The organism is Streptomyces sp. SID12501, assembly GCF_010550245.1.
Classification (GTDB): domain Bacteria; phylum Actinomycetota; class Actinomycetes; order Streptomycetales; family Streptomycetaceae; genus Streptomyces.
This window is the reverse complement of record NZ_JAAGLU010000034.1, coordinates 25,776-49,971: the sequence shown is the minus strand read 5'-3', so window position 1 is coordinate 49,971 and position 24,196 is coordinate 25,776. Positions and strand designations below refer to the sequence as shown.

Annotated in this window: 25 protein-coding genes and 2 tRNA genes; 20 read left to right on the top strand and 7 right to left on the bottom strand. The window is 68.2% G+C overall.

Going from position 1 to position 24,196, the window contains the following annotated elements:
- Positions 1-2: 2 nt before the first annotated feature.
- Positions 3-1,514, bottom strand: a complete 1,512-nt coding sequence (locus G3I71_RS33790) for an amino acid permease (protein WP_164320688.1) — start codon at positions 1,512-1,514, stop codon at positions 3-5.
- A gap of 211 nt (positions 1,515-1,725) precedes the next feature.
- On the opposite strand from G3I71_RS33790, the gene G3I71_RS33785 reads away from it, so the two are divergent.
- Positions 1,726-2,211: a ribose-5-phosphate isomerase gene (locus tag G3I71_RS33785; RefSeq protein WP_164320686.1), complete on the top strand. Its 486-nt coding sequence runs from the start codon at positions 1,726-1,728 to the stop codon at positions 2,209-2,211.
- A 121-nt stretch (positions 2,212-2,332) separates the two neighbouring features.
- Positions 2,333-3,142, top strand: coding sequence for a DNA-formamidopyrimidine glycosylase family protein (locus G3I71_RS33780; RefSeq protein WP_164320684.1), 810 nt, complete (start codon positions 2,333-2,335; stop codon positions 3,140-3,142).
- Between the two features lie 32 nt (positions 3,143-3,174).
- Here G3I71_RS33780 and G3I71_RS33775 read toward each other — a convergent pair whose 3' ends face one another.
- Positions 3,175-4,425: a GNAT family N-acetyltransferase gene (locus G3I71_RS33775; protein WP_164320682.1), complete on the bottom strand. Its 1,251-nt coding sequence runs from the start codon at positions 4,423-4,425 to the stop codon at positions 3,175-3,177.
- Positions 4,426-4,587: 162 nt separating this feature from the next.
- Here G3I71_RS33775 and G3I71_RS33770 point away from each other — a divergent pair, with 162 nt between their 5' ends.
- The 3 genes from G3I71_RS33770 (at position 4,588) to G3I71_RS33760 (ending at position 6,712) form a co-directional block, all read left to right on the top strand.
- Positions 4,588-5,766, top strand: coding sequence for a PP2C family protein-serine/threonine phosphatase (locus G3I71_RS33770; protein ID WP_164320680.1), 1,179 nt, complete (start codon positions 4,588-4,590; stop codon positions 5,764-5,766).
- A 45-nt stretch (positions 5,767-5,811) separates the two neighbouring features.
- Positions 5,812-6,312: an HD domain-containing protein gene (locus G3I71_RS33765; RefSeq protein ID WP_164320678.1), complete on the top strand. Its 501-nt coding sequence runs from the start codon at positions 5,812-5,814 to the stop codon at positions 6,310-6,312.
- Positions 6,313-6,517: 205 nt separating this feature from the next.
- Positions 6,518-6,712, top strand: a complete 195-nt coding sequence (locus tag G3I71_RS33760; protein ID WP_006383514.1) for a hypothetical protein — start codon at positions 6,518-6,520, stop codon at positions 6,710-6,712.
- Between the two features lie 279 nt (positions 6,713-6,991).
- Here the strand turns inward: G3I71_RS33760 and G3I71_RS51555 are convergent, their stop codons facing one another.
- From G3I71_RS51555 to G3I71_RS33750, 3 genes are all read right to left on the bottom strand, one after another.
- Positions 6,992-7,324: a DUF6083 domain-containing protein gene (locus G3I71_RS51555; protein ID WP_275409321.1), complete on the bottom strand. Its 333-nt coding sequence runs from the start codon at positions 7,322-7,324 to the stop codon at positions 6,992-6,994.
- Positions 7,325-7,402: 78 nt separating this feature from the next.
- On the bottom strand, positions 7,403-7,687 hold the full coding sequence (locus G3I71_RS33755) for a hypothetical protein (RefSeq protein ID WP_164320676.1): 285 nt from the start codon (positions 7,685-7,687) through the stop codon (positions 7,403-7,405).
- 165 nt (positions 7,688-7,852) lie between these two features.
- Positions 7,853-8,350, bottom strand: coding sequence for a hypothetical protein (locus G3I71_RS33750; protein ID WP_164320674.1), 498 nt, complete (start codon positions 8,348-8,350; stop codon positions 7,853-7,855).
- Positions 8,351-8,503: 153 nt separating this feature from the next.
- On the opposite strand from G3I71_RS33750, the gene G3I71_RS52395 reads away from it, so the two are divergent.
- From G3I71_RS52395 to G3I71_RS51545, 3 genes are read left to right on the top strand one after another with little or no spacing between them, the layout of a single operon-like run.
- Positions 8,504-8,626 (top strand): hypothetical protein, encoded by a 123-nt coding sequence (locus G3I71_RS52395; protein WP_275409320.1) that lies wholly within the window; start codon positions 8,504-8,506, stop codon positions 8,624-8,626.
- A 37-nt stretch (positions 8,627-8,663) separates the two neighbouring features.
- Positions 8,664-9,068, top strand: coding sequence for a hypothetical protein (locus tag G3I71_RS51550; RefSeq protein ID WP_239149500.1), 405 nt, complete (start codon positions 8,664-8,666; stop codon positions 9,066-9,068).
- A gap of 8 nt (positions 9,069-9,076) precedes the next feature.
- Positions 9,077-9,253, top strand: coding sequence for a hypothetical protein (locus G3I71_RS51545; RefSeq protein WP_239149499.1), 177 nt, complete (start codon positions 9,077-9,079; stop codon positions 9,251-9,253).
- A 69-nt stretch (positions 9,254-9,322) separates the two neighbouring features.
- On the opposite strand, the gene G3I71_RS33740 is transcribed toward G3I71_RS51545, so the two are convergent.
- Positions 9,323-9,393 (bottom strand) — tRNA-Gly (locus G3I71_RS33740).
- A 141-nt stretch (positions 9,394-9,534) separates the two neighbouring features.
- Here G3I71_RS33740 and G3I71_RS33735 point away from each other — a divergent pair.
- From G3I71_RS33735 to clpX, 5 genes are all read left to right on the top strand, one after another.
- A tRNA-Pro gene (locus tag G3I71_RS33735) sits at positions 9,535-9,611 on the top strand.
- A gap of 214 nt (positions 9,612-9,825) precedes the next feature.
- Positions 9,826-11,235, top strand: a complete 1,410-nt coding sequence (gene tig, locus G3I71_RS33730; RefSeq protein WP_164320672.1) for a trigger factor — start codon at positions 9,826-9,828, stop codon at positions 11,233-11,235.
- Between the two features lie 522 nt (positions 11,236-11,757).
- Positions 11,758-12,378, top strand: coding sequence for an ATP-dependent Clp protease proteolytic subunit (locus G3I71_RS33725; RefSeq protein WP_164320671.1), 621 nt, complete (start codon positions 11,758-11,760; stop codon positions 12,376-12,378).
- 49 nt (positions 12,379-12,427) lie between these two features.
- A complete protein-coding gene (locus G3I71_RS33720; RefSeq protein ID WP_164320669.1) occupies positions 12,428-13,117 on the top strand; it encodes an ATP-dependent Clp protease proteolytic subunit in 690 nt (229 codons plus the stop codon).
- Positions 13,118-13,300: 183 nt separating this feature from the next.
- The gene (gene clpX, locus G3I71_RS33715; protein WP_164320667.1) at positions 13,301-14,587 is read left to right on the top strand and encodes an ATP-dependent Clp protease ATP-binding subunit ClpX; all 1,287 of its coding nucleotides are present in this window, start codon (positions 13,301-13,303) and stop codon (positions 14,585-14,587) included.
- A 99-nt stretch (positions 14,588-14,686) separates the two neighbouring features.
- On the opposite strand, the gene G3I71_RS33710 is transcribed toward clpX, so the two are convergent.
- Entirely contained in the window at positions 14,687-15,649 is a 963-nt protein-coding gene (locus tag G3I71_RS33710; protein WP_164320665.1) for a hypothetical protein, read from the bottom strand.
- A 137-nt stretch (positions 15,650-15,786) separates the two neighbouring features.
- Here G3I71_RS33710 and G3I71_RS33705 point away from each other — a divergent pair, with 137 nt between their 5' ends.
- From G3I71_RS33705 to mreD, 7 genes are all read left to right on the top strand, one after another.
- On the top strand, positions 15,787-18,411 hold the full coding sequence (locus G3I71_RS33705) for a valine--tRNA ligase (protein WP_164320663.1): 2,625 nt from the start codon (positions 15,787-15,789) through the stop codon (positions 18,409-18,411).
- 196 nt (positions 18,412-18,607) lie between these two features.
- Complete coding sequence (locus tag G3I71_RS33700) at positions 18,608-20,092, top strand: folylpolyglutamate synthase/dihydrofolate synthase family protein (protein WP_164320661.1); 1,485 nt, start codon at positions 18,608-18,610, stop codon at positions 20,090-20,092.
- 6 nt (positions 20,093-20,098) lie between these two features.
- On the top strand, positions 20,099-20,461 hold the full coding sequence (locus tag G3I71_RS33695) for a DUF4233 domain-containing protein (RefSeq protein ID WP_164320659.1): 363 nt from the start codon (positions 20,099-20,101) through the stop codon (positions 20,459-20,461).
- Between the two features lie 67 nt (positions 20,462-20,528).
- The gene (gene ndk / locus G3I71_RS33690) at positions 20,529-20,942 is read left to right on the top strand and encodes a nucleoside-diphosphate kinase (RefSeq protein WP_164320657.1); all 414 of its coding nucleotides are present in this window, start codon (positions 20,529-20,531) and stop codon (positions 20,940-20,942) included.
- 370 nt (positions 20,943-21,312) lie between these two features.
- Positions 21,313-22,332: a rod shape-determining protein gene (locus G3I71_RS33685; RefSeq protein ID WP_164320655.1), complete on the top strand. Its 1,020-nt coding sequence runs from the start codon at positions 21,313-21,315 to the stop codon at positions 22,330-22,332.
- Positions 22,333-22,483: 151 nt separating this feature from the next.
- Positions 22,484-23,428 carry a rod shape-determining protein MreC gene (gene mreC, locus G3I71_RS33680; RefSeq protein WP_164320653.1) on the top strand — a complete coding sequence of 315 codons (945 nt, stop codon included), beginning with the start codon at positions 22,484-22,486 and terminating at the stop codon, positions 23,426-23,428.
- A 15-nt stretch (positions 23,429-23,443) separates the two neighbouring features.
- Positions 23,444-24,115, top strand: coding sequence for a rod shape-determining protein MreD (gene mreD, locus G3I71_RS33675; RefSeq protein WP_164320651.1), 672 nt, complete (start codon positions 23,444-23,446; stop codon positions 24,113-24,115).
- The last annotated feature ends 81 nt before the right edge of the window (positions 24,116-24,196 follow it).

The following is a 24,196-nucleotide window of genomic DNA, read 5'->3' as shown; positions in this document are numbered from 1 at the left end:
GGTCAGCCGACCTTGACGACGTCATTGACGTCGTCCCCGTCGTCGATGCCATCGACGCCATTGACGGCGTACGTGCCCCGACCGCCGCTGACGACCGCCGATCCGCGCCCGGTCTTCTTTTGCCGGACGACGGCGATGGCGAGCACAACGGCCGCTACCAGCAGCGAGAGCAGCACGGTCTCGCGCCCGTCGTGCTCGGTGTCGGTGAGCATGTAGCCGAGGACGAACACGATGAGGGCGGCGGTCGCCCAGGTCAGGTACGGGTACAGCCACATCCGCACGACGAGCTTCTCCGGCGACTCGCGCTCGATGATCTTCCGCATGCGCAACTGCGAGAAGCAGATGACCAGCCAGACGAACAGGGCGACGGCGCCGGAGGAGTTGACGAGGAACAGGAAGACGGAGTCGGGGAACTTGTAGTTGAAGAAGACGGCGACGAAGCCGAAGACGACCGAGGCGACGATCGCCGCGAGCGGCACACCACGGGAGGTGGTCCGCGCGAAGGCCCTGGGCGCGTCACCGCGCTGCCCGAGCGAGAAGGCCATGCGGGAGGCCGTGTAGAGCCCGGAGTTGAGACAGGACAGCACCGAGGTCAGCACGATGAAGTTCATGAGCTGGCCGGCGTGCGCGATACCGAGGGAGTCGAGGGCGGCGACGTACGAGCCCTTCTCCTTGATCGACGGATCGTTCCACGGCACCAGGGTGACGACGACGAAGATCGACCCGAGATAGAAGACGCCGACACGCCAGATGATGCTGTTGGTGGACTTGGTGACGGCCCGCTGCGGGTCCTCGGACTCCCCGGCGGCCAGCGTGGCGATCTCGCTCCCCATGAAGGAGAAGACGACGAGCAGTACACCGGTGAGGATGGCCCCGGGCCCGTTGGGCAGGAACCCACCGTGGTCGGTCAGATTGCCGAGCCCGGCCTTGTCGCTGTCGACACCGGGCAGCACGCCGAACACGGCTAGCCCGCCGATGATGACGAAGGCGCTGATGGCGACGACCTTGATACCGGCGAACCAGAACTCGAACTCGCCGTAGGAACCGACCGAGACGAGGTTCGTGGCGGTCAGCACCATCATCACGATGAGCGCCCAGGCCCACTGCGGAACGGCGGGAACCCACCCTTCGAGAATGGTGGCACCGGCGGTCGCCTCCACGGCGAGTACGACGACCCAGAAGAACCAGTACAGCCAGCCGATGGAGAACCCGGCCCATCGCCCGAGCGCCCGGTCGGCGTGCGCGGAGAACGAACCGGAGGTCGGATTGGCGGCGGACATCTCGCCGAGCATCCGCATCACCAGCACGACGAGCGTGCCGACGAGGGCGTAGGAGAGAAGGATGCCCGGCCCGGCGGTACGGATACCGGAGCTGGACCCGACGAAGAGTCCGGCGCCGATGACACCGCCGATGGCGATCATCGAGAGATGCCGGTTCTTGAGCCCGGCCTGAAGACCGGAGGGCGGGGAATCGTGCGGGGGAGAGGGCGGGGAGGAGCTCGGCTGCGAGGTCATGGGGGAATTCCTTTGCGCCGGGTGAACGGGGAAGCGCGCCGGTGGGGACGGCGTAAACAGTTGGTCCAGTGAATCGGAGGCAAAGAGATTCTTGTACCTTTGAATCCAGATCGTTACTTGAGGTTTTCTTGAGCTTTCGTAGCGTTGCCACTGCTTTTCGTGATCAGCCCCCGGCGCTGCTGTCCCGAAACAGACATGTCACACTCGACGTATGCGCGTGTATCTCGGCTCCGACCATGCGGGCTTCGAACTCAAGAACCACCTCGTCGAGTGGCTCAGGGAGGCCGGCCACGATCCCGTGGACTGCGGCCCCCACATCTACGACGCCCTCGACGACTACCCGCCCTTCTGCCTCCGCGCCGCGGAGCGCACGGCGGCCGACCCGGACGGCCTCGGCATCGTCATCGGCGGCTCCGGCAACGGAGAGCAGATCGCGGCGAACAAGGTGAAGGGTGTGCGCGCGGCGCTGGCCTGGAGCGAGGAGACCGCCTCGCTGGGCCGCCAGCACAACAACGCCAACGTGGTCGCGGTGGGCGCCCGCATGCACACGCAGGACGAGGCGACGAAGTTCGTGGAGACGTTCTTGGCGACCCCGTTCTCGGAGGACGTCCGCCACATCCGCCGCATCGAGATGCTGGCCGACTACGAGACGACGGGCGACCTGCCGCCGATCCCGCCGCACCACCCCCAGCAGTAGCGGCACCCTCCAGCCCGTCCGGGGGTCCCCCCTCTGGGGGAGGGATGGGACGGGTAGGGGCGGCGGGGGCGAAAAACCCCTACCGCACCCCCCACCCACCCGCGGACACAGAAGGAGCACCGTGCCTGAGGGGCACACGATCCACCGGCTCGCCCAGGACTACGCCGCCGCGTTCCTACGCACCGCACCCCATGTCACCAGCCCCCAGGGCAAGTTCTCCGACGCGGCCGCCCTCCTCGACCGCGCGGAACTCACCGACACCGAAGCCCACGGCAAACACCTCTTCCTCCGCTTCCGTGAAGCCGACTGGATCCACATCCACCTCGGCCTCTTCGGCAAGGTCAACTTCGGTGACGCCCCGGCCCCGCCCGCCACGGACACGGTCCGCCTCCGGCTCGCGAACAGCGCCTCGTACGTGGACCTCCGGGGTCCCACCACCTGTGCCCTCATCACGGACACCGAGAAGCAGGCGATACACGACCGGCTGGGCCCGGACCCCCTCCGCGAGGACGCCGACGACCAAACCGCCTACGCCCGCGTCAGCCGCAGTCGTACGACGATCGCCGCCCTCCTCATGGACCAGAAGGTCATCGCGGGCGTGGGCAACGTCTACCGCGCCGAGGTCCTCTTCCGGCACGGCATCGACCCGTACCGCCCCGGCAGGGACATCACACCCACCGAGTGGGACGCGCTCTGGAGCGACCTGGTCGCCCTCATGCGCGAGGGCGTACGCAACAACCGCATCGACACCGTCCGTCCGGAACACACCCCGGAGGCGACGGGCCGCCCGCCGCGCGTCGACGACCACGGTGGCGAGGTCTACGTCTACCGCAGGGCCAACCTGCCCTGCCACCTCTGCGGCGGCGAGATCCGCGCCGCCGCCCTCGCCGCCCGCAACCTCTTCTGGTGCCCCATCTGTCAGCGCGACTGAAAAGGCACAACCAGGGTCCCGGGCCCGGGATTTCAGAACCCGTGGGACAACCAGGGCTGCACCACCGACCCGAACGCCACCGAGGCCTCGGCCAGCGCCCCCTGCCGGACCTCCCGCACCCGCCCGGCGGCCCCGAGCCCGGCCAACGGCACGCCGCCCAGATAGGCGGCCCCCAACTCCCGTACGGACAGCGCGAGATCAGCCGCGTCCTCCGTACGTCGGCACACGGCGCCCTTGGCATCGCCCGTCAGCCGCCACCGCCCGGAGTTCCACGGACAGAACGCGTCCTCGACGTCGAACACGACATCGACCGGCGTCTGGTACGTCCGCGCCTCCAACGCGGCCCCCACGTCGACCAGCCGTACGTACAGCCCGTCCCGCCTGTGCAGCCCGCACCGCCGGATGTCCGACACCATGTGATGCCACGGCTCCTCGATCGGCCGCCCGCGCGCGACGATCTTCGACGTCAGGTCGATGTCGAACAGGAACCGCCACAACGCCCCCTGTGAAGCGGCGTCGAGCGCCTCCACGTCCTCGACGACAACCGCGCTGTTTGACCCGGTGACGTCCCAGTCGGGCTTGACCCGGAACCGGGCGAACCCCACGACATCCCCGTCCCGCTCGGCGACAACGCACTGCAACGGCGACGCCCCGTCCCGCTCGCCCTCCGGGTCGAGCACCATGACCGGCGCCCAGCCGGGCATCCGCGCCAGCATCCCGGGCCGCTCCGGCACCCGCCGCGCGTACACCGCCTCGCAGGCGTCCAGGGCTTCGGCCGGTACGGCGTACCGCAGCCGTACGTCATCGGCGCCGTCCGGCACGGTCAGCCGTACGCGCGTCGTGTCGATGTCGAGGGTCAGCGAGTGGGTGCCGAGCCCGTACCCGAACCGTCCGTAGATGGCGGGCTCGGACGCCGTGAGGACGGCCAGCGGCTCGCCCCAGCTCCGTACGTCGTCCAGCTGTCGTCGCATCATCGACGTGAGCACCCCGCGCCTGCGGTGCGTGCCGGCGACGCCGACCAGCGTGACGCCCGCCGCCTGCACGGAGGCACCACCCGGTACGGTTACCTGGAAAGTGAAGGCACTCGCGCTGCCCACACACGTGTCACCGTCCCAGACGCCCACGGAACGGTCGTACTCGGTGAGTGATTTCCACAACTCCCGCTCCTCGGCGGACTCCGGCATTCCGCCGAAGGCACGGAGCAGGTTGTCGTACCACTGATCCCAGTCGTCGGGCCGAAGCACCCGCAGATCGGTCGTGGCGGGGGTCCTGGAGGTCGTCATAGACCATGACTACCAGGGCAATGCGGGACGAGCGAGGGAATTTCTCCCTCGGGGCCTCGGACCGGCCTTCGGTGGGTTTCACTGTGAAGTTGAAGCTCGGACGGGGGACAAGTGGGACCTCCCGTGCCAAGCAGCTGGTCCGATGGATAGGGTCCCGAACTAATGGCAGCAGGACGAGAGCGGCGCGCGGAGGCCGAGACGTTCACGGCCCGGTTGAAGAAGCAGCTTCACCGGGTCCGCACCGGCCTGCGCAGATCCGCCGTGGACTACTTCCGGGGCGACGGTTCGGACTGGATCGCGCTCGCCGGTCTGCTCATCATGATCCCGGTCATCGCGGCCACGACCCTCGCCAACTCGGTGTGGTGCTCACCGGCGGCGCTCGTCCTCCCGATCGTCGCGGGCGGCCTCCTGCTGCGCCCGGCCAGCCTGCTCGGCCTGTACGCGGCGGCGGCGACGGCACTGATCGTGGAGTCGGTGAAGCTGGGCCCGTACACGGAGGGCCCGTCCAGGGTCACCCCAGGCGTGGTCCTGGTCGTGGCGGCCGTCGGTTTCTTCGGCCTGCTGATCGCACAGTTCCGCAGCAGAGTGGGCGTCCCCTGGCGACGCGGCGGCACGATGCTGTTCGACCTGCGTGAACGCATCCGCGTCCAGAGCAAGCTGCCGCAGCTGCCCCAGGGCTGGCACCGGGAGATGGCGCTGCGCCCGGCGGGCGGCCAGTCGTTCTCGGGCGACTTCGTGGTGGCGGCCCGCACGAACGGGGGCCGCACGATGGAGGTCGTCCTGACGGACGTCTCGGGCAAGGGGATGGACGCGGGCTCCCGGGCCCTGCTCCTCTCGGGCGCCTTCGGAGGCCTGCTGGGCTCACTGCCGCCCCACGCCTTCCTCCCGGCGGCGAACGGCTACCTCCTCCGCCAGGACTGGGACGAGGGCTTCGCGACCTCGATCCACCTGGTCCTGGACCTGGACTCGGGCGACTACGAAATCTTCTCGGCCGGACACCCGCCGGGCCTCCAGCTCAGCGCGGGCACGGGCCGCTGGGAGGAAAAGGCGGCGGAGGGACCGCTGCTGGGCGTGTACGACGGAGCCCAGTTCGACCCCGTGAAGGGATCACTGCGCCCCGGGGACGTCCTGATGCTCTTCACGGACGGCCTGGTCGAAACGTCGGAGCGGGACATCGTCGAGGGCATCGACCGCCTGACGGGCGAGGCCGACCGCTATGTGGCCGGCGGCTTCCACGGCGCCGCCTGGCACCTCATCGAGGCGGTCGCCAAGGACGTGAACGACGACAGGGCCCTCCTCCTGGTCTGCCGAGAGGGCCCCACGGCCCAGGCGACGATCTGAACGACCCTCGAAGCCCACCGACCGGCCGAGCCCCACACTGACCAGATGACCAAGAACCCTCCAACCCCCCAGGCACCCTCCACGCCCCCATCACCCCCGCCACCCTCAACGCCCCTGACCCTGGCCGAAGTAGAGGCCGCGGCCCGGGCCGCACACGCCACGCAGACGGACAAGGCGGGCCGCCCCTACGCGGAACACCTCCAGGCCGTCGCGGAGGGCGTACGCGCGCGTGGAGGCGATGACGAGCAGATCGCGGCGGCCTGGCTGCACGACGCCGTGGAGGACGACGCGCTCTCCGAAGGCTGGCTGGAGGAAGCCGCGTTGTCCCGCCGTACGAAGGACATCGTGCTGGCCGTCACCAAGCGCGCGGGGGAGGCCCCCGAGGCGTACGCCCGGCGCATCCTCGACACACCTGGCGCGCTCCTGGTCAAGGAGGCGGACCTGGCGCACAACGCGAACCCGGCCCGACAGGCGGCGCTGGACGCCCCGACCCGCACCCGCCTGACGGAGAAGTACGCCAAAATGCGCGCACTACTGGGCCTTTAGAGCCGCAAATGTCGCCCTAAGTGCTCATAAACAACATATTTCCGTGCCCTGGGTTTTTCTGTGCGGATAAATCGATCCCCTGGGGCCGATGATGCGTCACCGGCCGCATACGGCGGCCTCGTTGGTGGCACGATGGATCTGGCGGGGGTGCGAGGGAACGCATCCCTGGGCCGGTAGAGCGGACCGACCATAGGGTGTGATCAGTGTGGCCATTTCGTTGTCAGTGGTGCTGATGTTGGGAATCATCCTGGTGGTGCTGATTCGTGGAGGCACGATCAAGGCGGGCCCGGCGGTCGTCGCCATCCTCTTCGGCTTCTTCCTCGCCTCGACCGGGATGGCGGACGACATCCAACGCTTCCTGAACTCGATAGCGGACACGATCAACGAGATCCAGTTCTGACCGCGGTGGCAGACCGCAGGGTCCGGCCGCCGTGGAGAAACGCGACCGGCCCGGTTCCGAGGAACCGGGCCGGCGGCGAGAGAGCGCGGGCGACGGGAATCGAACCCGCGCAGCCGGTTCGGAAGATCGCGTATGCGGACCCGGGCTGAGCCGGCGATTCGCTGAGGTGCAGGTTCCCGGGCCGCTCCCCGCTGTTCCCCGCCACCGCCTGCCGCTCGCCGCCCGATCCGACATGCAGTGGGCGCGGGTCGAACCTCCCGCCCACTGCTGTGGAGGGCCCTACGGCTCAACGCACTCGGGGACACAGACCATCCTGTGCGCCGGCGCAACGGGTTCGCCCGGTAGCGGATCGATTCCACGGACCCGTACGGCCACGATATCGGTGGGGACGGGGGATCGGGTCGGGATCCTCGTCGAACGCCACCTGAAAGCCTCTGGGACGTCTTTGGCGGGCAGTTCCACCATGGCGAGGCTGATCCAGCGATCGTAGTTCGTGGGATACATGCGGATCAAGGCGCCGCATTCAGGGCAAACCGGCGGCTCGATCCAGGTCACGTCGTCAGGGTCAGGGTCCGGTCCGGGGGCGGCTGTGGCTCCGTCGGCTTCGGTCATCCGGGGCTGGTGATGGTCGGCTGCGGTCGGTCGGGTTGCTGTCCTTTGCCGCTGTACTTCTCGCGGTGGTAACTGCCCCTACTCGCCTGGTGGGATCCGCACGAAGCCCTCGGTCCAGGTGTCGTCGTCGACTTCGTAACCCTCGAGGATGAAGCACTCCGGTTCGTCCCGGAAGCCCGGCAGCAGCCGGGCTCGGTTCATGCGCTCCTCTGCCCGCTCCCGCGTCGAGTAGATACCGAGCAGTTTCACGTCGTCGCCGTCCTGCTCGTCGATGAAGACGCTGTCCTCGTCGACGTGGATGGTCGACCGGTTGCTGCCGGCCTCGTTCTGGTGGCCAACATGCCAAAGCGGGTAGACGATCACGTTTCCGAAGGTATCAACACTTGAGTCGGGTCCAGTCCTCGGCGATCTTGAAAACCGTCGTGGCAGTGATTCCGTAGCTCTACCGGATCGGTCAGTGACGGTCATACAGGCCGCGCTTCGGGCGGAGAGCCCGGGTTCGCGCCGGTCCGGCAGGGCGGAGCGAACTCATCCAGGCGTCGCGATCCGCGGCGAGGAATAGAGGAACTGGCCCTTGCCCAGAGGTTGTTCCTCGATCTCGCCGTACCACAGGAGTACGCCGTGGCGCCGCTCCCAGAAGAACGTGTACACGCCCTTGGCCAGCCGCTCCGGTACGTACAGGACCCCGAATACGACGGCCCAGGGATCCCAGAGCAGGCCGAAAACCAGGGTTGCCAGTCCCACGAAGACAACAAAAGGTATGCCGAAGCTGCGACGCATGGACTCGCGCGGGGCGGGGAGTATCGCCTCGGGGTCGGTCAGCGGGACCGCGCTCTCGAAGTCGCGCTTCTCGCCGCCCAGCCACCGCGACCGGGTCGAACCCTCCAGCAGGCCGAACAGTGCGGCGGCCCCTGCAATCCACAGCGGGAAAAGCACATTTCCGTTGTCGCCCTGAGGCAGCCCGCGCACGCCGAAGACCACAGGCGCGGTGACGGCCACGGCAACTCCAACCTCGACGATCGTCACCAATTGATGGTGAACGTAGCGCACCACGGACTTCCCCCTCCGCACACACCAGCACCAGCACCTGCATCTGCTCAAGACGGACGTAGGACTCACTGTGCAGACCGTGCGCCGCTCGGTAAACCGCCCGCGTGATCAGTGTGCGCCGGTGGCCTGATGGCCAGCAAGCGCCGACAGTTCGGCCATGTCCGCAAGCTCCCGTCCGGCCGCTACCAGGCCCGCTACGTCGGCCCTGACGGACAACTCCGGCCCGCTCCCGAGACCTTCCGGACAAAGTAAGGATGCCGACGGCCGGCTGGCCGACAAGCAGACTGGGATGCGCCGTGGCGACCGGCACGCCCCGGACGCCGGGAAGGCTCCGTTCGGCCCGTACGCCGCTGCCTGGATCAGGGAACGCGAACTCGCCACCACTGCAAGGCAGTTGCACGGCTCGCTCCTGCGGCACCACCTCGACCCCGCCTTCGGAGCCGTCGGCGTCGCGGAGATCTCGCCCCCGCTCGTGCGACGTTGGCGGGCCGACAAGCCGGCTGCCGGCACCGGTCCTACGACCGTCGCCAAGGCCTACGCCCTGCTGCGCGCGATCCCGGCCGCGATCGTCCCGGACATTCGCGAGCACCTGAAGCGGTACGCGGAGCCGGGATCAAGGGACTGCACTTCCATGACCTCCGCCACACGGGCAACACCCTCGCCGCGTCGACCGGGGCCGGCACGCGAGAGCTGATGGCGCGCATGGGGCACAGCACCGCCCGCGCCGCACTGATCTGCCGGCACGCCAGTGTCGAGCGTGACCGGGTGATCGCCGATGCCGTGAGCGGTCTGGTCGACAAGGGCCGGAAGAAGCCACGGAAAGCGAAGAAAAAGCAAGATCGGAAGCACAAGGGGCACGAGGGGGGCAGGGGAGACTGATCAGAGCCCTCGGAACTGATCAGGGCCAGGCGGAGGAATCATCCTCTGGCCTGGCCCTGAGTCGTGGAGAGCGGGCGACGGGAATCGAACCCGCGTAGCTAGTTTGGAAGACTAGGGCTCTACCATTGAGCTACGCCCGCACACGTGCGCCGCAGGTCAAGATGACCGCGGCACAGAAGGCATCGTACCGGTTCGGGGCCCCTCGACGCACACCCCGTTTCCACTCCTGAAATGCGGCAACGCCGTCGCCTCCGGGCATGTACCCTACGTGTCGCACCAGACGGGGTGTGGCGCAGCTTGGTAGCGCGTCCGCTTTGGGAGCGGAAGGCCGTGGGTTCAAATCCCGCCACCCCGACCATCGTGCCGGACCACCGGCAGGATCATCTTCGACATCACCTTTTGGGGCGTGTACCGCCTGCGGCTACTATGCAGACTGCGCGCCCGTGTGTCTGCGTTGTTAACGTCCCTCAAGGGCCGCGAATCCGCTGAGGCTCTGTCGCGTCCGGCATGCGGACAATCAAGCAGGACCCTCAGCAGAACCCCAAGAAGTCAGCCCCCAAGGAGACCGAACCGTGAAGAGCGCCGTGGAGACCCTGAACCCGACCCGGGTTCGGCTCAGCATCGAGGTGCCCTTCGAGGAGCTCAAGGACAGCCTCGACGCGGCGTACAAGAAGATCAACCAGCAGGTCACGGTGAAGGGCTTCCGGAAGGGCAAGATCCCGGCGCGCATCATCGACCAGCGGTTCGGCCGCGGTGCGGTCCTGGAGGAGGCGGTCAACGACGCGCTCCCGAAGTTCTACACCGAAGCGGTCAACGAGGCCGAGCTCAACGTCCTGGGCCAGCCCGAGGTCGACATCACGGAGTTGAAGGACGGCGAGACGCTGAACTTCACCGCCGAGGTCGACGTCCGCCCGACCATCGAGATCCCGGACTACTCCGGCATCGAGGTCGAGGTCGACGCGATCGAGGTCACCGAGGAGGACATCGACAAGTCGGTCGAGCAGCTCCGTGAGCGCTTCGCCGCCACCTCCCCGGTCGAGCGTGCCGCCGAGGACGGCGACGTCGTGACGCTGGACCTGGAGGCCAAGGTCGACGGAGAGGTGCTGGAGGACGGCGTCGCGAGCGGCGTCTCCTACACCATCGGCTCCGGCGAGCTGCTGGAAGGCGTCGACGACGCCGTCACGGGCGTGGAGGCCGGTGGCGAGGCCACCTTCACCTCCGAGCTCAAGGGCGGCTCGGCGTCCGGCAAGGAGGCCGAGGTCACCGTCAGGGTCACCCAGGTCGCCGCCCGCGAACTCCCGGCCCTGGACGACGAGTTCGCCCAGCTCGCCTCCGAGTTCGACACGCTGGAGGAGCTGCGCGCGGACAGCCGCAAGCGCCTCGAGAACATGAAGCAGTACGACCAGGCCACGCAGGCCCAGGAGCGCGTCCTGGAGAAGCTGCTGGAGCTCGTCGAGGTGCCCGTCCCCGAGAAGCTCCTCGAGGAAGAGATCAACACCCGCAAGCACAACCTGGAGCACCACCAGCTCGGCCAGATGGGTCTCGACCTCGAGAAGTACCTCGAGATCCAGGGCAAGACGGCCGAGGAGTTCGACACCGAGACCAAGGAAGCCGCGGTCAAGGGCATCAAGACCCAGTTCGTCCTCGACGAGCTGGTCAACAAGGAGAAGCTGAACGTCAACCAGGAGGAGCTCACCGAGCACCTCATGCGGCGCGCCGCCTCCTCCGGCATGTCCCCCGACCAGTTCGCCCAGGCGGTCGTCGAGGGCGGCCAGGTCCCGATGCTGGTCGGCGAGGTCGCCCGCGGCAAGGCCCTCGCGGTAGTCGTGGAGGCCGCCACGGTCAAGGACACCAACGGCGAGATCATCGACCTCGACGACGAGGAAGAGGACGAGACCACGGAGGCCACCTCCGAGGAGACCCCGGCCGTCGAGGCCGAGACCTCCGAGGCCGAGGCTCCCGAGGAGAAGCCCGAGGCCTGAAAGCCACGGCACCTCTGAAACACGCACGACGACAGGCCCCCGGGGATTTGATCCCCGGGGGCCTGCTCGCGCCCTGAAGGGGCGCGGGGCTGTATCGATCTGCGGCTCCACTGCGCGGGCGCGACAAGCCCTCACGCCGGGCCCGTCGTCATCCGCGCCCACAGGGACGCGCCCTATAGGGGCGCGGGGAACTGCGCGACAAGCCCTCACGGACCCGCGCCCGACCACCCCTGGCGGAGCCACGGCGAGAAGCACCCGGGGCCCGGGGCGGGAGCCCCGTGACGCTCACCGAGACCCCGGCCACCGCACAGCCGAACCCCACCGGAAACCCTGCTCAACCCAGCGGAGCGCATGCGCTCACAGCGAACAGTTCCTTTCCCGGGATTCCCTGGAGGGACCCGCGCGTTAGGGTCCATGAATACGAGGGCAGGGGAGTCCCCGGAAACGGCCGGACAGCCCCACGCCCCGGCAGAACACGTGAGACGGCCCGGCGCCGTCGTAATACGAGCAGGTGGATACGACGTGACGAATCTGATGCCTTCCGCCGCCGGCGAGCCTTCCATCGGCGGTGGCCTCGGCGACCAGGTCTACAACCGGCTGCTCAACGAGCGGATCATCTTCCTCGGCCAGCCGGTCGACGACGACATCGCGAACAAGATCACCGCGCAGCTGCTGCTCCTTGCCGCCGCTGACCCGGACAAGGACATCAACCTCTACATCAACAGCCCGGGCGGTTCGATCACGGCCGGCATGGCGATCTACGACACCATGCAGTTCATCAAGAACGACGTGGTGACCATCGCCATGGGCCTCGCCGCTTCCATGGGCCAGTTCCTGCTCAGCGCGGGTACGCCCGGCAAGCGCTTCGCCCTGCCGAACGCCGAGATCCTGATCCACCAGCCCTCCGCGGGCCTCGCGGGTTCGGCGTCGGACATCAAGATCCACGCCGAGCGGCTGCTGCACACCAAGAAGCGCATGGCCGAGCTCACGGCGCAGCACACGGGCCAGTCCGTCGAGCAGGTCACCAGGGACTCGGACCGCGACCGCTGGTTCGACCCGGAGGAGGCCAAGACGTACGGCCTCATCGACGACGTCATCGCCACGGCCGCAGGCATCCCGGGCGGCGGCGGCACAGGGGTATAGCGCCCCCAATGCCCTCCAGCCCCCGCCTAAGCCCCTTTCAGGAGACACCGTGAACGACTTCCCCGGCAGCGGCCTCTACGACCGCACAAGGGCCGCCCAGGCCGAGTACACCGGCCCCACCGCCGAGTCCCGCTACATCATCCCGCGTTTCGTCGAGCGCACCTCGCAGGGCGTGCGTGAGTACGACCCGTACGCGAAGCTCTTCGAGGAGCGCGTGATCTTCCTCGGTGTGCAGATCGACGACGCCTCCGCCAACGACGTCATGGCGCAGCTGCTGTGCCTGGAGTCGATGGACCCCGACCGGGACATCTCGGTCTACATCAACAGCCCCGGTGGCTCGTTCACGTCGCTCACCGCGATCTACGACACGATGCAGTTCGTGAAGCCGGACGTCCAGACGGTCTGCATGGGCCAGGCGGCCTCCGCCGCCGCGATCCTCCTCGCGGCCGGTACGCCGGGCAAGCGCATGGCGCTGCCCAACGCGCGCGTGCTGATCCACCAGCCGTACAGCGAGACCGGCCGCGGGCAGGTCTCCGACCTGGAGATCGCGGCCAACGAGATCCTCCGGATGCGTGCCCAGCTGGAGGACATGCTGGCCAAGCACTCCACCACGCCGATCGAGAAGATCCGCGAGGACATCGAGCGCGACAAGATCCTCACGGCCGAGGACGCGCTGGCGTACGGCCTGATCGACCAGATCATTTCCACTCGGAAAATGAACAACTCCAGCGTCAGCTGACGTACTGGTGGACGCAGAAGCTGTGGCGTCTGCCGGCCCTCGGCACGGTTCGACTCGGAGCACGTCGAAGTGAACCGTGCCAAGGGGGGCCCGAACGAGGGGCCCGGCAAGGTACCGTCGGACATAAGGCAGCACCAGGAGCCGCTGTACCCAGGCGTCTCCCAGGCGAAGGGGAAGCACACCGTGGCACGCATCGGTGACGGCGGCGATCTGCTCAAGTGCTCGTTCTGTGGCAAGAGCCAGAAGCAGGTCAAGAAGCTCATCGCAGGCCCCGGTGTGTACATCTGCGACGAGTGCATCGATCTCTGCAACGAGATCATCGAGGAAGAACTCGCGGAGACGAGTGAGGTCAGGTGGGAGGAACTCCCCAAGCCTCGCGAGATCTACGAGTTCCTCGAGGGGTACGTAGTCGGTCAGGAGTCGGCCAAGAAGGCCCTGTCCGTCGCGGTGTACAACCACTACAAGCGGGTCCAGGCCGGTGAGAACAGCGGCGGTCAAAGCCGTGAGGACGCCATCGAGTTGGCGAAGTCGAACATTCTCCTGCTCGGCCCCACGGGCTCGGGCAAGACCCTCCTCGCGCAGACACTGGCGCGCATGCTGAACGTCCCGTTCGCCATCGCCGACGCGACGGCGCTGACGGAGGCGGGGTATGTCGGCGAGGACGTCGAGAACATCCTGTTGAAGCTGATCCAGGCGGCGGACTACGACGTCAAGAAGGCCGAAACCGGAATCATCTACATCGACGAGATCGACAAGGTCGCACGGAAGAGTGAAAACCCGTCGATCACGCGCGACGTGTCCGGCGAGGGCGTCCAGCAGGCACTGCTGAAGATCCTCGAAGGCACGACGGCCTCCGTTCCGCCGCAGGGCGGACGCAAGCACCCGCACCAGGAGTTCATCCAGATCGACACGACGAACGTCCTGTTCATCGTGGGCGGTGCCTTCGCGGGCCTGGAGAAGCTCGTCGAGTCCCGTGCGGGCGCCAAGGGCATCGGCTTCGGCGCCACCATCCGCTCCAAGAAGGAGCTGGAGGCGAAGGACCGCTTCGAGGACGTCATGCCCGAGGACCTGGTGAAGTTCGGCATGATTCCCGAGTTCATCGGCCGCCTCCCGGTCATCACGTCGGTCCACAACCTCGACCGTGAGGCCCTCCTCCAGATCCTGGTGGAGCCGCGCAACGCCCTCGTCAAGCAGTACCAGCGCCTCTTCGAACTCGACGGCGTGGAGCTGGACTTCGAGCGCGAGGCCCTGGAGGCCATCGCCGACCAGGCGATCCTGCGCCAGACCGGCGCCCGCGGCCTGCGCGCCATCATGGAGGAGGTCCTCCAGGCGGTGATGTACGAGGTCCCGTCCCGCAAGGACGTGGCCCGCGTCGTCATCACGGTGGACGTCGTCCTGAAGAACGTGAACCCGACCCTGATCCCGAGGGACGCGCGCGGACGCGGCCCGGGCGAGCAGAAGACGGCGTAACCGGCGTAACAGCAGGGCAGGTCAAGGGAGTTGAGCAACTGCGGAGGGGCCCCGGTCAACAGACCGGGGCCCCTCCGCAGTTGACGCCGTCCAGGCGTGTCAGGCCTTGACGCGCACGTCGTTGCGGAGCTTGGCGGCGAATTCGGCCGCCTCCTCCATGGTGGAGGACTTGCCCGCGGTCAGGGCGGCGAGGTCGTACGTCAGGACGTAGCTGAGGGTGCTGTGGTCGCCCCAGATGCAGAACGGCATCGTCGTCTTCGTGCCGGACTCGGTGGTCTCGATCTCCTGGCACTTCATGACGCCGTTGTCGAACCCGGCCGGCGTGAACTCCTTCGGGCTGCCGACGAGTTTCCCGTCGTCGGCGGACGCGTCCTTCGTCGACTCCGCCTTCATCTGGGCGAACATCGCGTCGACGACCTTCTCCGGCTCGGCGATGGTGCCGTACACGCCGGAGAACATCACGGTCTTGCCGGTGAGGCTCTCGCCCGAGGTGTACATGGCGCTGACGTCCTTGGGGTTCTGCACTCCCCAGGCCTCGGCGTCTTTGATGTCGTCCGCGGTCAGCCCGCCGGTCTCGGAGTTCCCGCTCTTCTTGTACGCGCCGTCGATCACCGTCGCCGGCGCCGTCAGCTTGTGCGCGCCGTCGTCGGCGATGTCGGAACCGCCGCCCGAGCCGCTGCCCAGCACGAACCACGCGCCCACCGCGATGGCGGCCACGACAGCCACCGCCCCGAGGACGATCGCTGTCTTCTTCTTGCCCCCGCCCGGCGCAGGCGGCTGCGGAACCCCGTACGGGGCCTGGCCGTACGGCGGCTGCTGGCCGTACGCGTCGGGCTGCTGCGGATAGCCGTAGCCGGGCTGCGGGGGAGCCTGCTGCGGATAGCCGTAGCCCGGCTGGGGCGGAGGCGCCTGCTGGGGGTAGCCGTAGCCCGGCTGGGGAGCCGTCGGAGGGCCCTGAGGTGCCTGGGGCGGCTGGCCGTAAGGACCCGGCTGGGCCGGCTGCCCGTATGGTCCGGGCTGCTGCGGCGGTTCGCCGTACGGACCCGGCTGGTTGTGGCTCATCCCTGGGTTCCCCTCCAGAAAGCTTATGTGTTCCTGACATCCTCGCGCAGGCCGGGCGCCCGAGTTGCCCCGGGTGTCCCACCGTTACGAAAGAAACGTGTTTCGGGACACGGTCGTGACGCCTCTAAACTGACCGGGTGACCGAGAACGCTCAGCAGCAGCCAACAGCGCCCATCACCGAACTGCCGACCCAGTACGCGCCGGCCGAGGTAGAGGGGAAGCTGTACGAGCGCTGGGTGGAACGGGGTTACTTCGCCGCCGACGCGAAGAGCGAGAAGCCGCCGTACACCATCGTCATCCCGCCGCCGAACGTCACCGGCTCCCTCCACCTGGGCCACGCCTTCCAGCACACGCTCATGGACGCCCTCACCCGCCGCAAGCGCATGCAGGGCTACGAGTCGCTCTGGCTCCCCGGCATGGACCACGCCGGCATCGCCACCCAGAACAAGGTCGAGCAGCAGCTTGCCGAGGAGGGCAAGTCGCGGCACGACCTGGGGCGCGAGGAGTTCGTCGAGCGGGTCTGGCAGTGGAAGGAGGAGTACGGCGGCAAGATCCTGGGCCAGATGCGGCGCCTGGGAGATGGCGTCGACTGGTCGCGCGAGCGGTTCACCATGGACGAGGGGCTGTCCAAGGCCGTCCAGACGATCTTCAAGAAGCTCTACGACGACGGCCTCATCTACCGTGCCGAGCGCATCATCAACTGGTGCCCGCGCTGTCTGACGGCCATCTCCGACATCGAGGTGGAGTACCAGGAGGACGCGGGCGAGCTCGTCTCGATCAGGTACGGCGAGGGCGAGAACAGTGTGGTCGTCGCCACCACCCGCGCCGAGACGATGCTCGGTGACACCGCCGTCGCCGTCCACCCCGACGACGAGCGCTACAAACACCTCGTCGGCAAGCAGATCAAGCTGCCGCTGACCGACCGGAGCATCCCGGTCGTCGCCGACACGCATGTCGACCCGGAGTTCGGCACCGGCGCGGTCAAGGTGACCCCGGCCCACGACCCGAACGACTTCGCCATCGGGCAGCGCCACAACCTGCCCAACATGACGATCATGGACGAGCACGGTGTCATCACCGTCCACGGCCCCTTCCTCGGCCTGGACCGCTTCGAGGCCCGCTCCGCCGTCGTCGGCGCCCTGCGCGGACAGGGCCGGATCGTCGCCGAGAAGCGCCCGTACACGCACTCCGTCGGGCACTGCTCGCGCTGCTCCACCACCGTCGAGCCGCGCCTGTCCCTCCAGTGGTGGGTCAAGGTCGAGACGCTGGCCAAGGCCGCCGGTGACGCGGTCCGTGACGGCCGGGTCTCGATCCACCCCGAGGAGATGTCCAAGCGCTACTTCGACTGGGTCGACAACCTCAACGACTGGTGCATCTCACGCCAGTTGTGGTGGGGCCACCGCATCCCGGTCTGGTACGGCCCGGACGGCGAGGTCGTCTGCCTCGGACCCGACGACGAGACACCGACCGGCGAGGGCTGGACCCAGGACACCGACGTCCTCGACACCTGGTTCTCCTCCGGCCTGTGGCCGTTCTCCACCCTCGGCTGGCCCGAACAGACCCCGGACCTGGAGAAGTTCTACTCGACCGACGTCCTGCTGACCGGCCACGACATCATCTTCTTCTGGGTCGCCCGGATGATGATGTTCGGCCTGTACGCCATGGACGGTGAGGCCCCGTTCAAGACCATCGCGCTGACCGGCCTGGTCCGCGACGAGCGCGGCAAGAAGATGTCGAAGTCCTTCGGCAACGTCGTCGACCCGCTCGACTGGATGGACAAGTACGGCTCCGACGCCGTCCGCTTCACCCTGGCCAAGGGCGCCAACCCCGGCACCGACGTCCCGATCGGCGAGGACTGGGTCCAGGCGTCCAGCAAGTTCGCCAACAAGATCTGGAACGCCACGCGCTTCGCGCTGATGAACGGCGCCACCATCGAGGGCGACCTCCCGGCCGCCGAGCAGCTGACCGCGACCGACCGCTGGATCCTCTCCCGGCTGAACAAGACGGTCGCGCAGGTCGACGCGTACTACGACGACTTCCAGTTCGCGAAGCTCAGCGACACGCTCTACCACTTCGCGTGGGACGAGGTCTTCGACTGGTACGTGGAGCTGTCGAAGACGACCTTCTTCGCGGGCGGCGAGCAGGCGAAGGTCTCCGGCCGGGTCCTCGGCGAGGTCATCGACGTCATGCTGCGGCTGCTCCACCCGGTCGTCCCCTTCGTCACCGAGACGCTGTGGACGACCCTGACCGGCCGGGAGTCCCTCGTCATCGCCGAGTGGCCCAAGGACAGTGGCTTCCGCGACGAGGCGGCCGAGGCCGAGATCGGCACCGTCCAGGCCGTCGTCACGGAGGTCCGCCGCTTCCGTAAGGAGCAGGGCCTCCAGGACGGCCAGAAGGTCCCCGCCCGCCTCACCCTCGACGGCACCGCGCTGGCCGCGCACGAGGCGGCCATCCGCCAACTGCTGCGCCTCCAGCCCGAGGAGGACGGCTTCCACGCCACCGCGACCCTCCCGGTCGCCGGTGCCACGGTCGCCCTCGACCTCTCCGGCACGATCGACGTCGAGGCGGAGCGCAATCGCCTCACGAAGGACCTGGCGGCGGCGCAGAAGGAACGGCAGCAGGCCGAGGCCAAGCTCGGCAACGAGGCGTTCCTGGCGAAGGCGCCGGACAACGTGGTGGACAAGATCCGTGGCCGCCTCGCCAAGGCGGACGAGGACATCACCCGCATCCAGGCCCAGCTGGAGGGCCTGCCGCAGGCGTAGGAGTCTGTACGGCGCGAGGGTCCCCGGAGCTCTGAAGCTCCGGGGACCTGTAGTGCTTTTAGGGGCGCGGGGCTGTGACATTTGCGGCTCCGCCGCGTGAGCGCGACCAGCCACAACGGCACCCGCACCCGCCGAACAACCCCCACCACCCCACTCCGTAGGCACCCTGTCAGTGGCCGTCCGTAGACTGGGCCCCGTGAGCGACACCGACCCCTTCGACGAGATCATCGACGCCGAGACCGACCGCGACCCCGACCTCGCGGTCATCGAGGCCGGCAGCCGCACCCTCCGCACCCAAGGCGGAGCCGCACCCGCGGACGTGCCGGGCCGCCCCCGGGACCCCGAGGTCGACAAGGCGCTGCGCGCCGTGGAGGCGGATCTCGCCACGCGCTGGGGCGAGACCAAGCTGGAGCCGTCCGTCAGCCGTATCGCCGCGCTGATGGACCTGCTGGGGGAGCCGCAGCGCGCGTACCCCTCGATCCACATCACCGGCACCAACGGCAAGACCTCCACCGCCCGCATGATCGAGACCCTCCTCGGCGCCTTCGACCTGCGCACCGGCCGGTACACCTCGCCGCACGTCCAGTCGATCACCGAGCGGATCACTCTCGACGGGTCGCCGATCTCCGCCGAGCGGTTCGTGGAGACGTACGACGACATCAAGGCGTACGTCGAGATGGTCGACGCCCAGCAGGAGTTCCGGCTCTCCTTCTTCGAGGTCCTGACCGGCATGGCGTACGCCGCCTTCGCCGACGCCCCGGTCGATGTGGCCGTCGTCGAGGTCGGGATGGGGGGCAGCTGGGACGCCACCAACGTGATCGACGCCGATGTGGCCGTCGTGACGCCCATCGATCTCGACCACACCGACCGGCTCGGCGAGACGCCCGGTGAGATCGCCGTCGAGAAGGGCGGCGTCATCAAGCAGGACGCGACCGTCATCCTCGCCCAACAGCCGGTCGACGCGGCCCAGGTGCTGCTGAAGAAGGCCGTCGAGGTGGACGCCACGGTGGCCAGGGAAGGCCTGGAGTTCGGGGTCGTGAGCAGGCAGGTCGCCGTCGGCGGGCAGATGCTGACGCTGCGCGGACTCGGCGGGGAGTACGAGGAGATCTTCCTGCCGCTGCACGGCGGCTACCAGGCACACAACGCGGCCGTCGCCCTCGCCGCCGTCGAGGCGTTCTTCGGCGTCGGCACCCAGCGGCCCGAGCCCCTCGACATCGACACCGTGCGCAAGGCGTTCGCCGCGGTGACGTCCCCGGGGCGGCTGGAGGTCGTACGGAGCTCTCCCACCGTCGTGCTCGACGCAGCGCACAATCCGGCGGGCGCGCGAGCCACGGCCGAGGCCGTGGGCGAGGCCTTCGACTTCAGCCGGCTGATCGGCGTGGTCGGGGCGAGCGCGGACAAGAACGTACGAGGGCTGCTGGAAGCCTTCGAGCCGATCTTCGCCGAGGTCGTGATCACCGAGAACTCCAGCCACCGCGCGATGAACGCCGACGAACTCGCCTCCATCGCCGTCGAGATCTTCGGCGACGACCGGGTCCAGGTCGAGCCGCGCCTCGACGACGCCCTGGAGGCCGCCATCACCCTCGCCGAGGAGGACGGGGAGTTCTCGGGCGGTGGGGTACTCGTCACCGGCTCCGTCATCACCGTCGGCGAGACCCGACTGCTCCTGGGGAGGGGCTGACCCGCCGTGCGTACGCTCTGTGCTTCGACCCTGATCGGCGAGGTCTTCCTGATCGGCTTCGCCGGTCTCGTCGCCATGAAAGACCCCGACCTGGCCATGTCGACCGTGTGGACGGTCAGCGGTATCGCCATGCTGCTGTGCGTGCTGCTCTGCGGCGTGATCACCCGGCCCGGCGGGGTCCAGCTCGGCTGGGCTCTGCAGATCGCGCTCATCGCGTCCGGCTTCATCGTGCCGACCATGTTCTTCATGGGCGTGATGTTCGCCGCACTGTGGTGGGCGTCCGTGCACTACGGGCGGAAGATCGACGAGGCGAAGGCCCGCTTCGCCGGGCAGACCCAGCCGACCGGTACCAGTCCTGACGCTGCGTGACGCCCGCTCGGACCGGCCCTGTAGCCTCTGACAACCGCACACACGTGACCCGAATGGAGCCACCCCCGTGACTCAGCGCACCCTCGTCCTCCTCAAGCCCGACGCCGTCCGTCGCGGCCTGACCGGCGAGATCATCGGCCGGATCGAGCGCAAGGCCGGCTGGCGGATCACCGCGCTGGAGCTGCGCACGCTGGACCAGGACACGCTGGAGCAGCACTACGGCGAGCACAAGGGCAAGGTGTTCTACGAGCCCCTCGTCGAGTTCATGGCCTCCGGCCCCGTCGTCGCGCTCGTCGTCGAGGGCGACCGGGTCATCGAGGGTGTGCGGGCGCTCGCCGGCCCCACCGACCCCATCGCCGCCGCGCCCGGTTCCATCCGCGGTGACTACGGCGTGATCGTGCGCGAGAACCTCATCCACGCCTCCGACTCCGAGGAGTCCGCCGAGCGCGAGCTGAAGATCTTCTTCCCCGGCCGCGACTGAGCCGTCCCGGTACCGGCCGGCGGGCATCGGCGTACGGCCGGTGAAATTCTTGCGCAGTTTCTGTTCGCGCTTTCCTGAGGAACCGTCACCTCACCCGGATGCCTGACCTGGGACGGCCGTCGAAAACCGGCCGTCCTGCGGCATATGCGCGCCGATCGGGGGAACGCCTACCCTCGAACGCTCGTCTCCAGAAGCGAGACGGCACATCGCGTGCTGACAATGGCGAAGACCCTCGCGTGGTGTTCGTGCAGGCGCGACTACGATGTAAGCCTTGCAAGCCTTCACGTCACCGCACCAACCTCGCCGCCCCAAAACAGAGCCATCACACGCTTCACTTGGGAAGGCCAGACGAATCCTGATGGGGAACTCAATGTCGTTCATCGGCCGCGACATGGCAATCGACCTCGGGACCGCCAACACGCTGGTGTACGTCAGGGGTCGCGGGATCGTACTCAACGAGCCGTCCGTCGTCGCGATCAACACCAACACCGGTGGCATTCTCGCGGTCGGATCGGAAGCGAAGAAGATGATCGGTCGGACGCCCGGCAACATCGTTGCCGTGCGCCCGCTCAGGGACGGCGTCATCGCCGACTTCGAGATCACCGAACGGATGCTGCGCTACTTCATCCTGAAGATCCACAAGCGGCGGTATCTCGCCCGTCCCCGTGTCGTCGTCTGTGTGCCCTCGGGCATCACGGGTGTCGAGCGCCGCGCCGTCATCGAGGCCTCGTCCCAGGCCGGCGCGCGGCAGGTGCACATCATCGAGGAGCCCATGGCCGCGGCCATCGGTTCCGGTCTGCCGGTCCACGAGGCCACGGGCAACATGGTGGTGGACATCGGCGGCGGCACCACGGAGGTCGCGGTCATCTCCCTCGGCGGCATCGTCACCGCCCAGTCCATCCGTGTCGCGGGCGACGAACTGGACAGCTCGATCATCCAGCACATCAAGAAGGAGTACTCCCTTCTGCTGGGCGAGCGGACCGCCGAACAGATCAAGATCACGATCGGTTCGGCGTACGACCTCGACAATGACGAACACACCGAAATCCGCGGCCGGGACCTTGTCTCCGGCCTGCCCAAGACCGTCGTGATCTCCGCGGCCGAGGTGCGCAAGGCCATCGAAGAACCGGTCAACGCGATCGTCGACGCCGTGAAGACCACCCTCGACAAGTGCCCGCCCGAGCTGTCCGGCGACATCATGGACCGCGGAATCGTTCTGACCGGCGGCGGGGCCCTGCTCCGAGGGCTCGACGAGCGGCTGCGCCGTGAGACCGGCATGCCCATCCACATCGCCGAGGACCCGCTGGACAGCGTGGTGCTCGGCTCCGGCAAGTGCGTGGAGGAGTTCGAGGCGCTCCAGCAGGTGCTGGACGCCCAGCCGCGCAGATGACGTAACTCTTCGATTCCGCCGTACGGGATGATCTCCTCTCGTACGGCGGATCGTTGGTATAGCGACATAGGCTCCCCTCCCAAGAACCCTGTTGCCCCGAAGAACCCTGTTGCTCCAAAAAAACTCTATTGAGGAAGGCACGCCGCCGCACGTGAGGGACACACGAGAGAGCCGGCTGCTCCTGGTGCTGCTGATCGCCATCGCGTTCGCGCTGATCACGGTGGACATCCGCGGTGGGGAGGACTCACCGGTCGACGGTGCCCGGCAGGCCGCGGCAACCGTCTTCGGCCCGGTCGAGGACGGGGTGGCCTCCGTGGTCGACCCGGTCGGCGACGCGGTCGCCGCCGTACGCGACTCCGGTGACCGGCACGACCGGCTCGCCACGCTGGAGAAGGAGAACGCGGCGCTCAAGGCCCGTCTCGGCAGCGACGACCGCAACCGCAGCCGGCTGAGTCAGCTCGACAAGATGCTGAAGTCGGCCGGCGCCGGGCAGTACGGCATCAAGGGCGCCGAGGTCATCGCCATAGGAGCGGCCCAGGGCTTCTCCTGGACGGTGACCATCGACATCGGAGCCAACGACGGCGTCAAGCGCGACATGACCGTCCTGAACGGCGACGGACTCGTCGGCCGCGTCACCACCGTCGGCCCCGGCACCTCGACCGTGCTGCTCGCCAACGACCCCGACTTCACCGTCGGCACGCGGATGGAGGGCAGTGACGAGTTGGGCTTCGCCTCCGGCCAGGGTGACCGGCCGCTGCGCGTCCAGCTCCTCAACGGCAAGGCCAAGGTGAGCAAGGGCGACCGCCTCGTCACCTTCGGCTCGCAGGCCGACAAGCCGTTCGTGCCCGGCGTACCCGTCGGTTTCGTGTCCCGGGTCGACCCCTCGGGCGGCGACCTGACCCGCACGATCTACGTCACGCCGTTCGTCGGCTTCACCAAGCTCGACATCGTCGGTGTCGTCGTCGAGGCCCCGCGCACCGACCCGCGCGACACCGTCCTCCCGGCCAAGCCGAGGCCGACCCCCACGCCGACGGTCACCGTGACGGTGACTCCGTCCGCGTCCGTGGCCGACGGCCAGTTCCAGCAAGAGCAGTAGGAGCTGAACTCTCCCATGCGTTTCAATCGGATGCTCCTCTCCACCACCCTGGTGATCGTCGCCATGGTGATCCAGGTGAGCGTCCTCGCCCGCCTCCACCTCCCGGGCGCCGTCCCCGACCTGCTGCTGCTGACCGTCCTCGGCCTCGCCCTGGTGTACGGCCATGTCGGCGGCGCCCTCGTCGGTTTCGGCGCCGGACTCCTCGCCGACCTCGCCCCGCCCGCCGACCACGCGGCCGGCCGCTACGCCCTCGTGCTCTGCCTCGTCGGCTATCTGGCCGGACTCGTGAAACCCGAGAACGGCCGGCTCAAGTCGGCCACCGGCCCGATGACCGTCGTGGTCGCCGCCGCCGTCGGCACGACCCTGCTGTACGCCGGTGTCGGCGCCCTCGTCGGCGACACCGCCGCCCGCCATGTCGGCCTCGGCAACCTGCTGTTCACGGCCGCGCTGTACGACCTGCTGCTCGCGCCGTTCGTGGTCCCCGGCATCATGTTCCTGGCCCGCAGAGCGGAGAACGACCCGCTCGCCGAGGCCAACTCCTCTGCGAAGAAGGCCGACATCTCCTCGGGCTGGCTCTCCTCCGGCACCGGCCTGCGCATCGGCAGCCAGCGCGGCGGCCTGAAGATGAGGGCGGCCCGCTCGAAGGCCGCCCGCGCCGGCCGGATCAAGGGGGTCAAGCGCCTGTGACCGCACACCGGTTGAAGACCCCCGAGACCGACGTCCACAGCTCGACCGTGTACTCGTATGCCTCATACGTCCGCGTCCCGC

What these genes read in the sequence shown, in the direction of transcription:
- mreD (WP_164320651.1), top strand. Translation starts at nt 23,444, where the DNA reads ATGCGTTTCAATCGGATGCTCCTCTCCACCACCCTGGTGATCGTCGCC.
- G3I71_RS33790 (WP_164320688.1), bottom strand. Translation starts at nt 1,514, where the DNA reads ATGACCTCGCAGCCGAGCTCCTCCCCGCCCTCTCCCCCGCACGATTCC.
- G3I71_RS33685 (WP_164320655.1), top strand. Translation starts at nt 21,313, where the DNA reads ATGTCGTTCATCGGCCGCGACATGGCAATCGACCTCGGGACCGCCAAC.
- G3I71_RS33765 (WP_164320678.1), top strand. Translation starts at nt 5,812, where the DNA reads ATGACCAAGAACCCTCCAACCCCCCAGGCACCCTCCACGCCCCCATCA.
- G3I71_RS52395 (WP_275409320.1), top strand. Translation starts at nt 8,504, where the DNA reads ATGGCCAGCAAGCGCCGACAGTTCGGCCATGTCCGCAAGCTCCCGTCC.
- G3I71_RS51545 (WP_239149499.1), top strand. Translation starts at nt 9,077, where the DNA reads ATGGGGCACAGCACCGCCCGCGCCGCACTGATCTGCCGGCACGCCAGT.
- G3I71_RS51550 (WP_239149500.1), top strand. Translation starts at nt 8,664, where the DNA reads ATGCGCCGTGGCGACCGGCACGCCCCGGACGCCGGGAAGGCTCCGTTC.
- G3I71_RS33785 (WP_164320686.1), top strand. Translation starts at nt 1,726, where the DNA reads ATGCGCGTGTATCTCGGCTCCGACCATGCGGGCTTCGAACTCAAGAAC.
- G3I71_RS33770 (WP_164320680.1), top strand. Translation starts at nt 4,588, where the DNA reads ATGGCAGCAGGACGAGAGCGGCGCGCGGAGGCCGAGACGTTCACGGCC.
- G3I71_RS33775 (WP_164320682.1), bottom strand. Translation starts at nt 4,425, where the DNA reads ATGACGACCTCCAGGACCCCCGCCACGACCGATCTGCGGGTGCTTCGG.
- G3I71_RS51555 (WP_275409321.1), bottom strand. Translation starts at nt 7,324, where the DNA reads ATGACCGAAGCCGACGGAGCCACAGCCGCCCCCGGACCGGACCCTGAC.
- G3I71_RS33710 (WP_164320665.1), bottom strand. Translation starts at nt 15,649, where the DNA reads ATGAGCCACAACCAGCCGGGTCCGTACGGCGAACCGCCGCAGCAGCCC.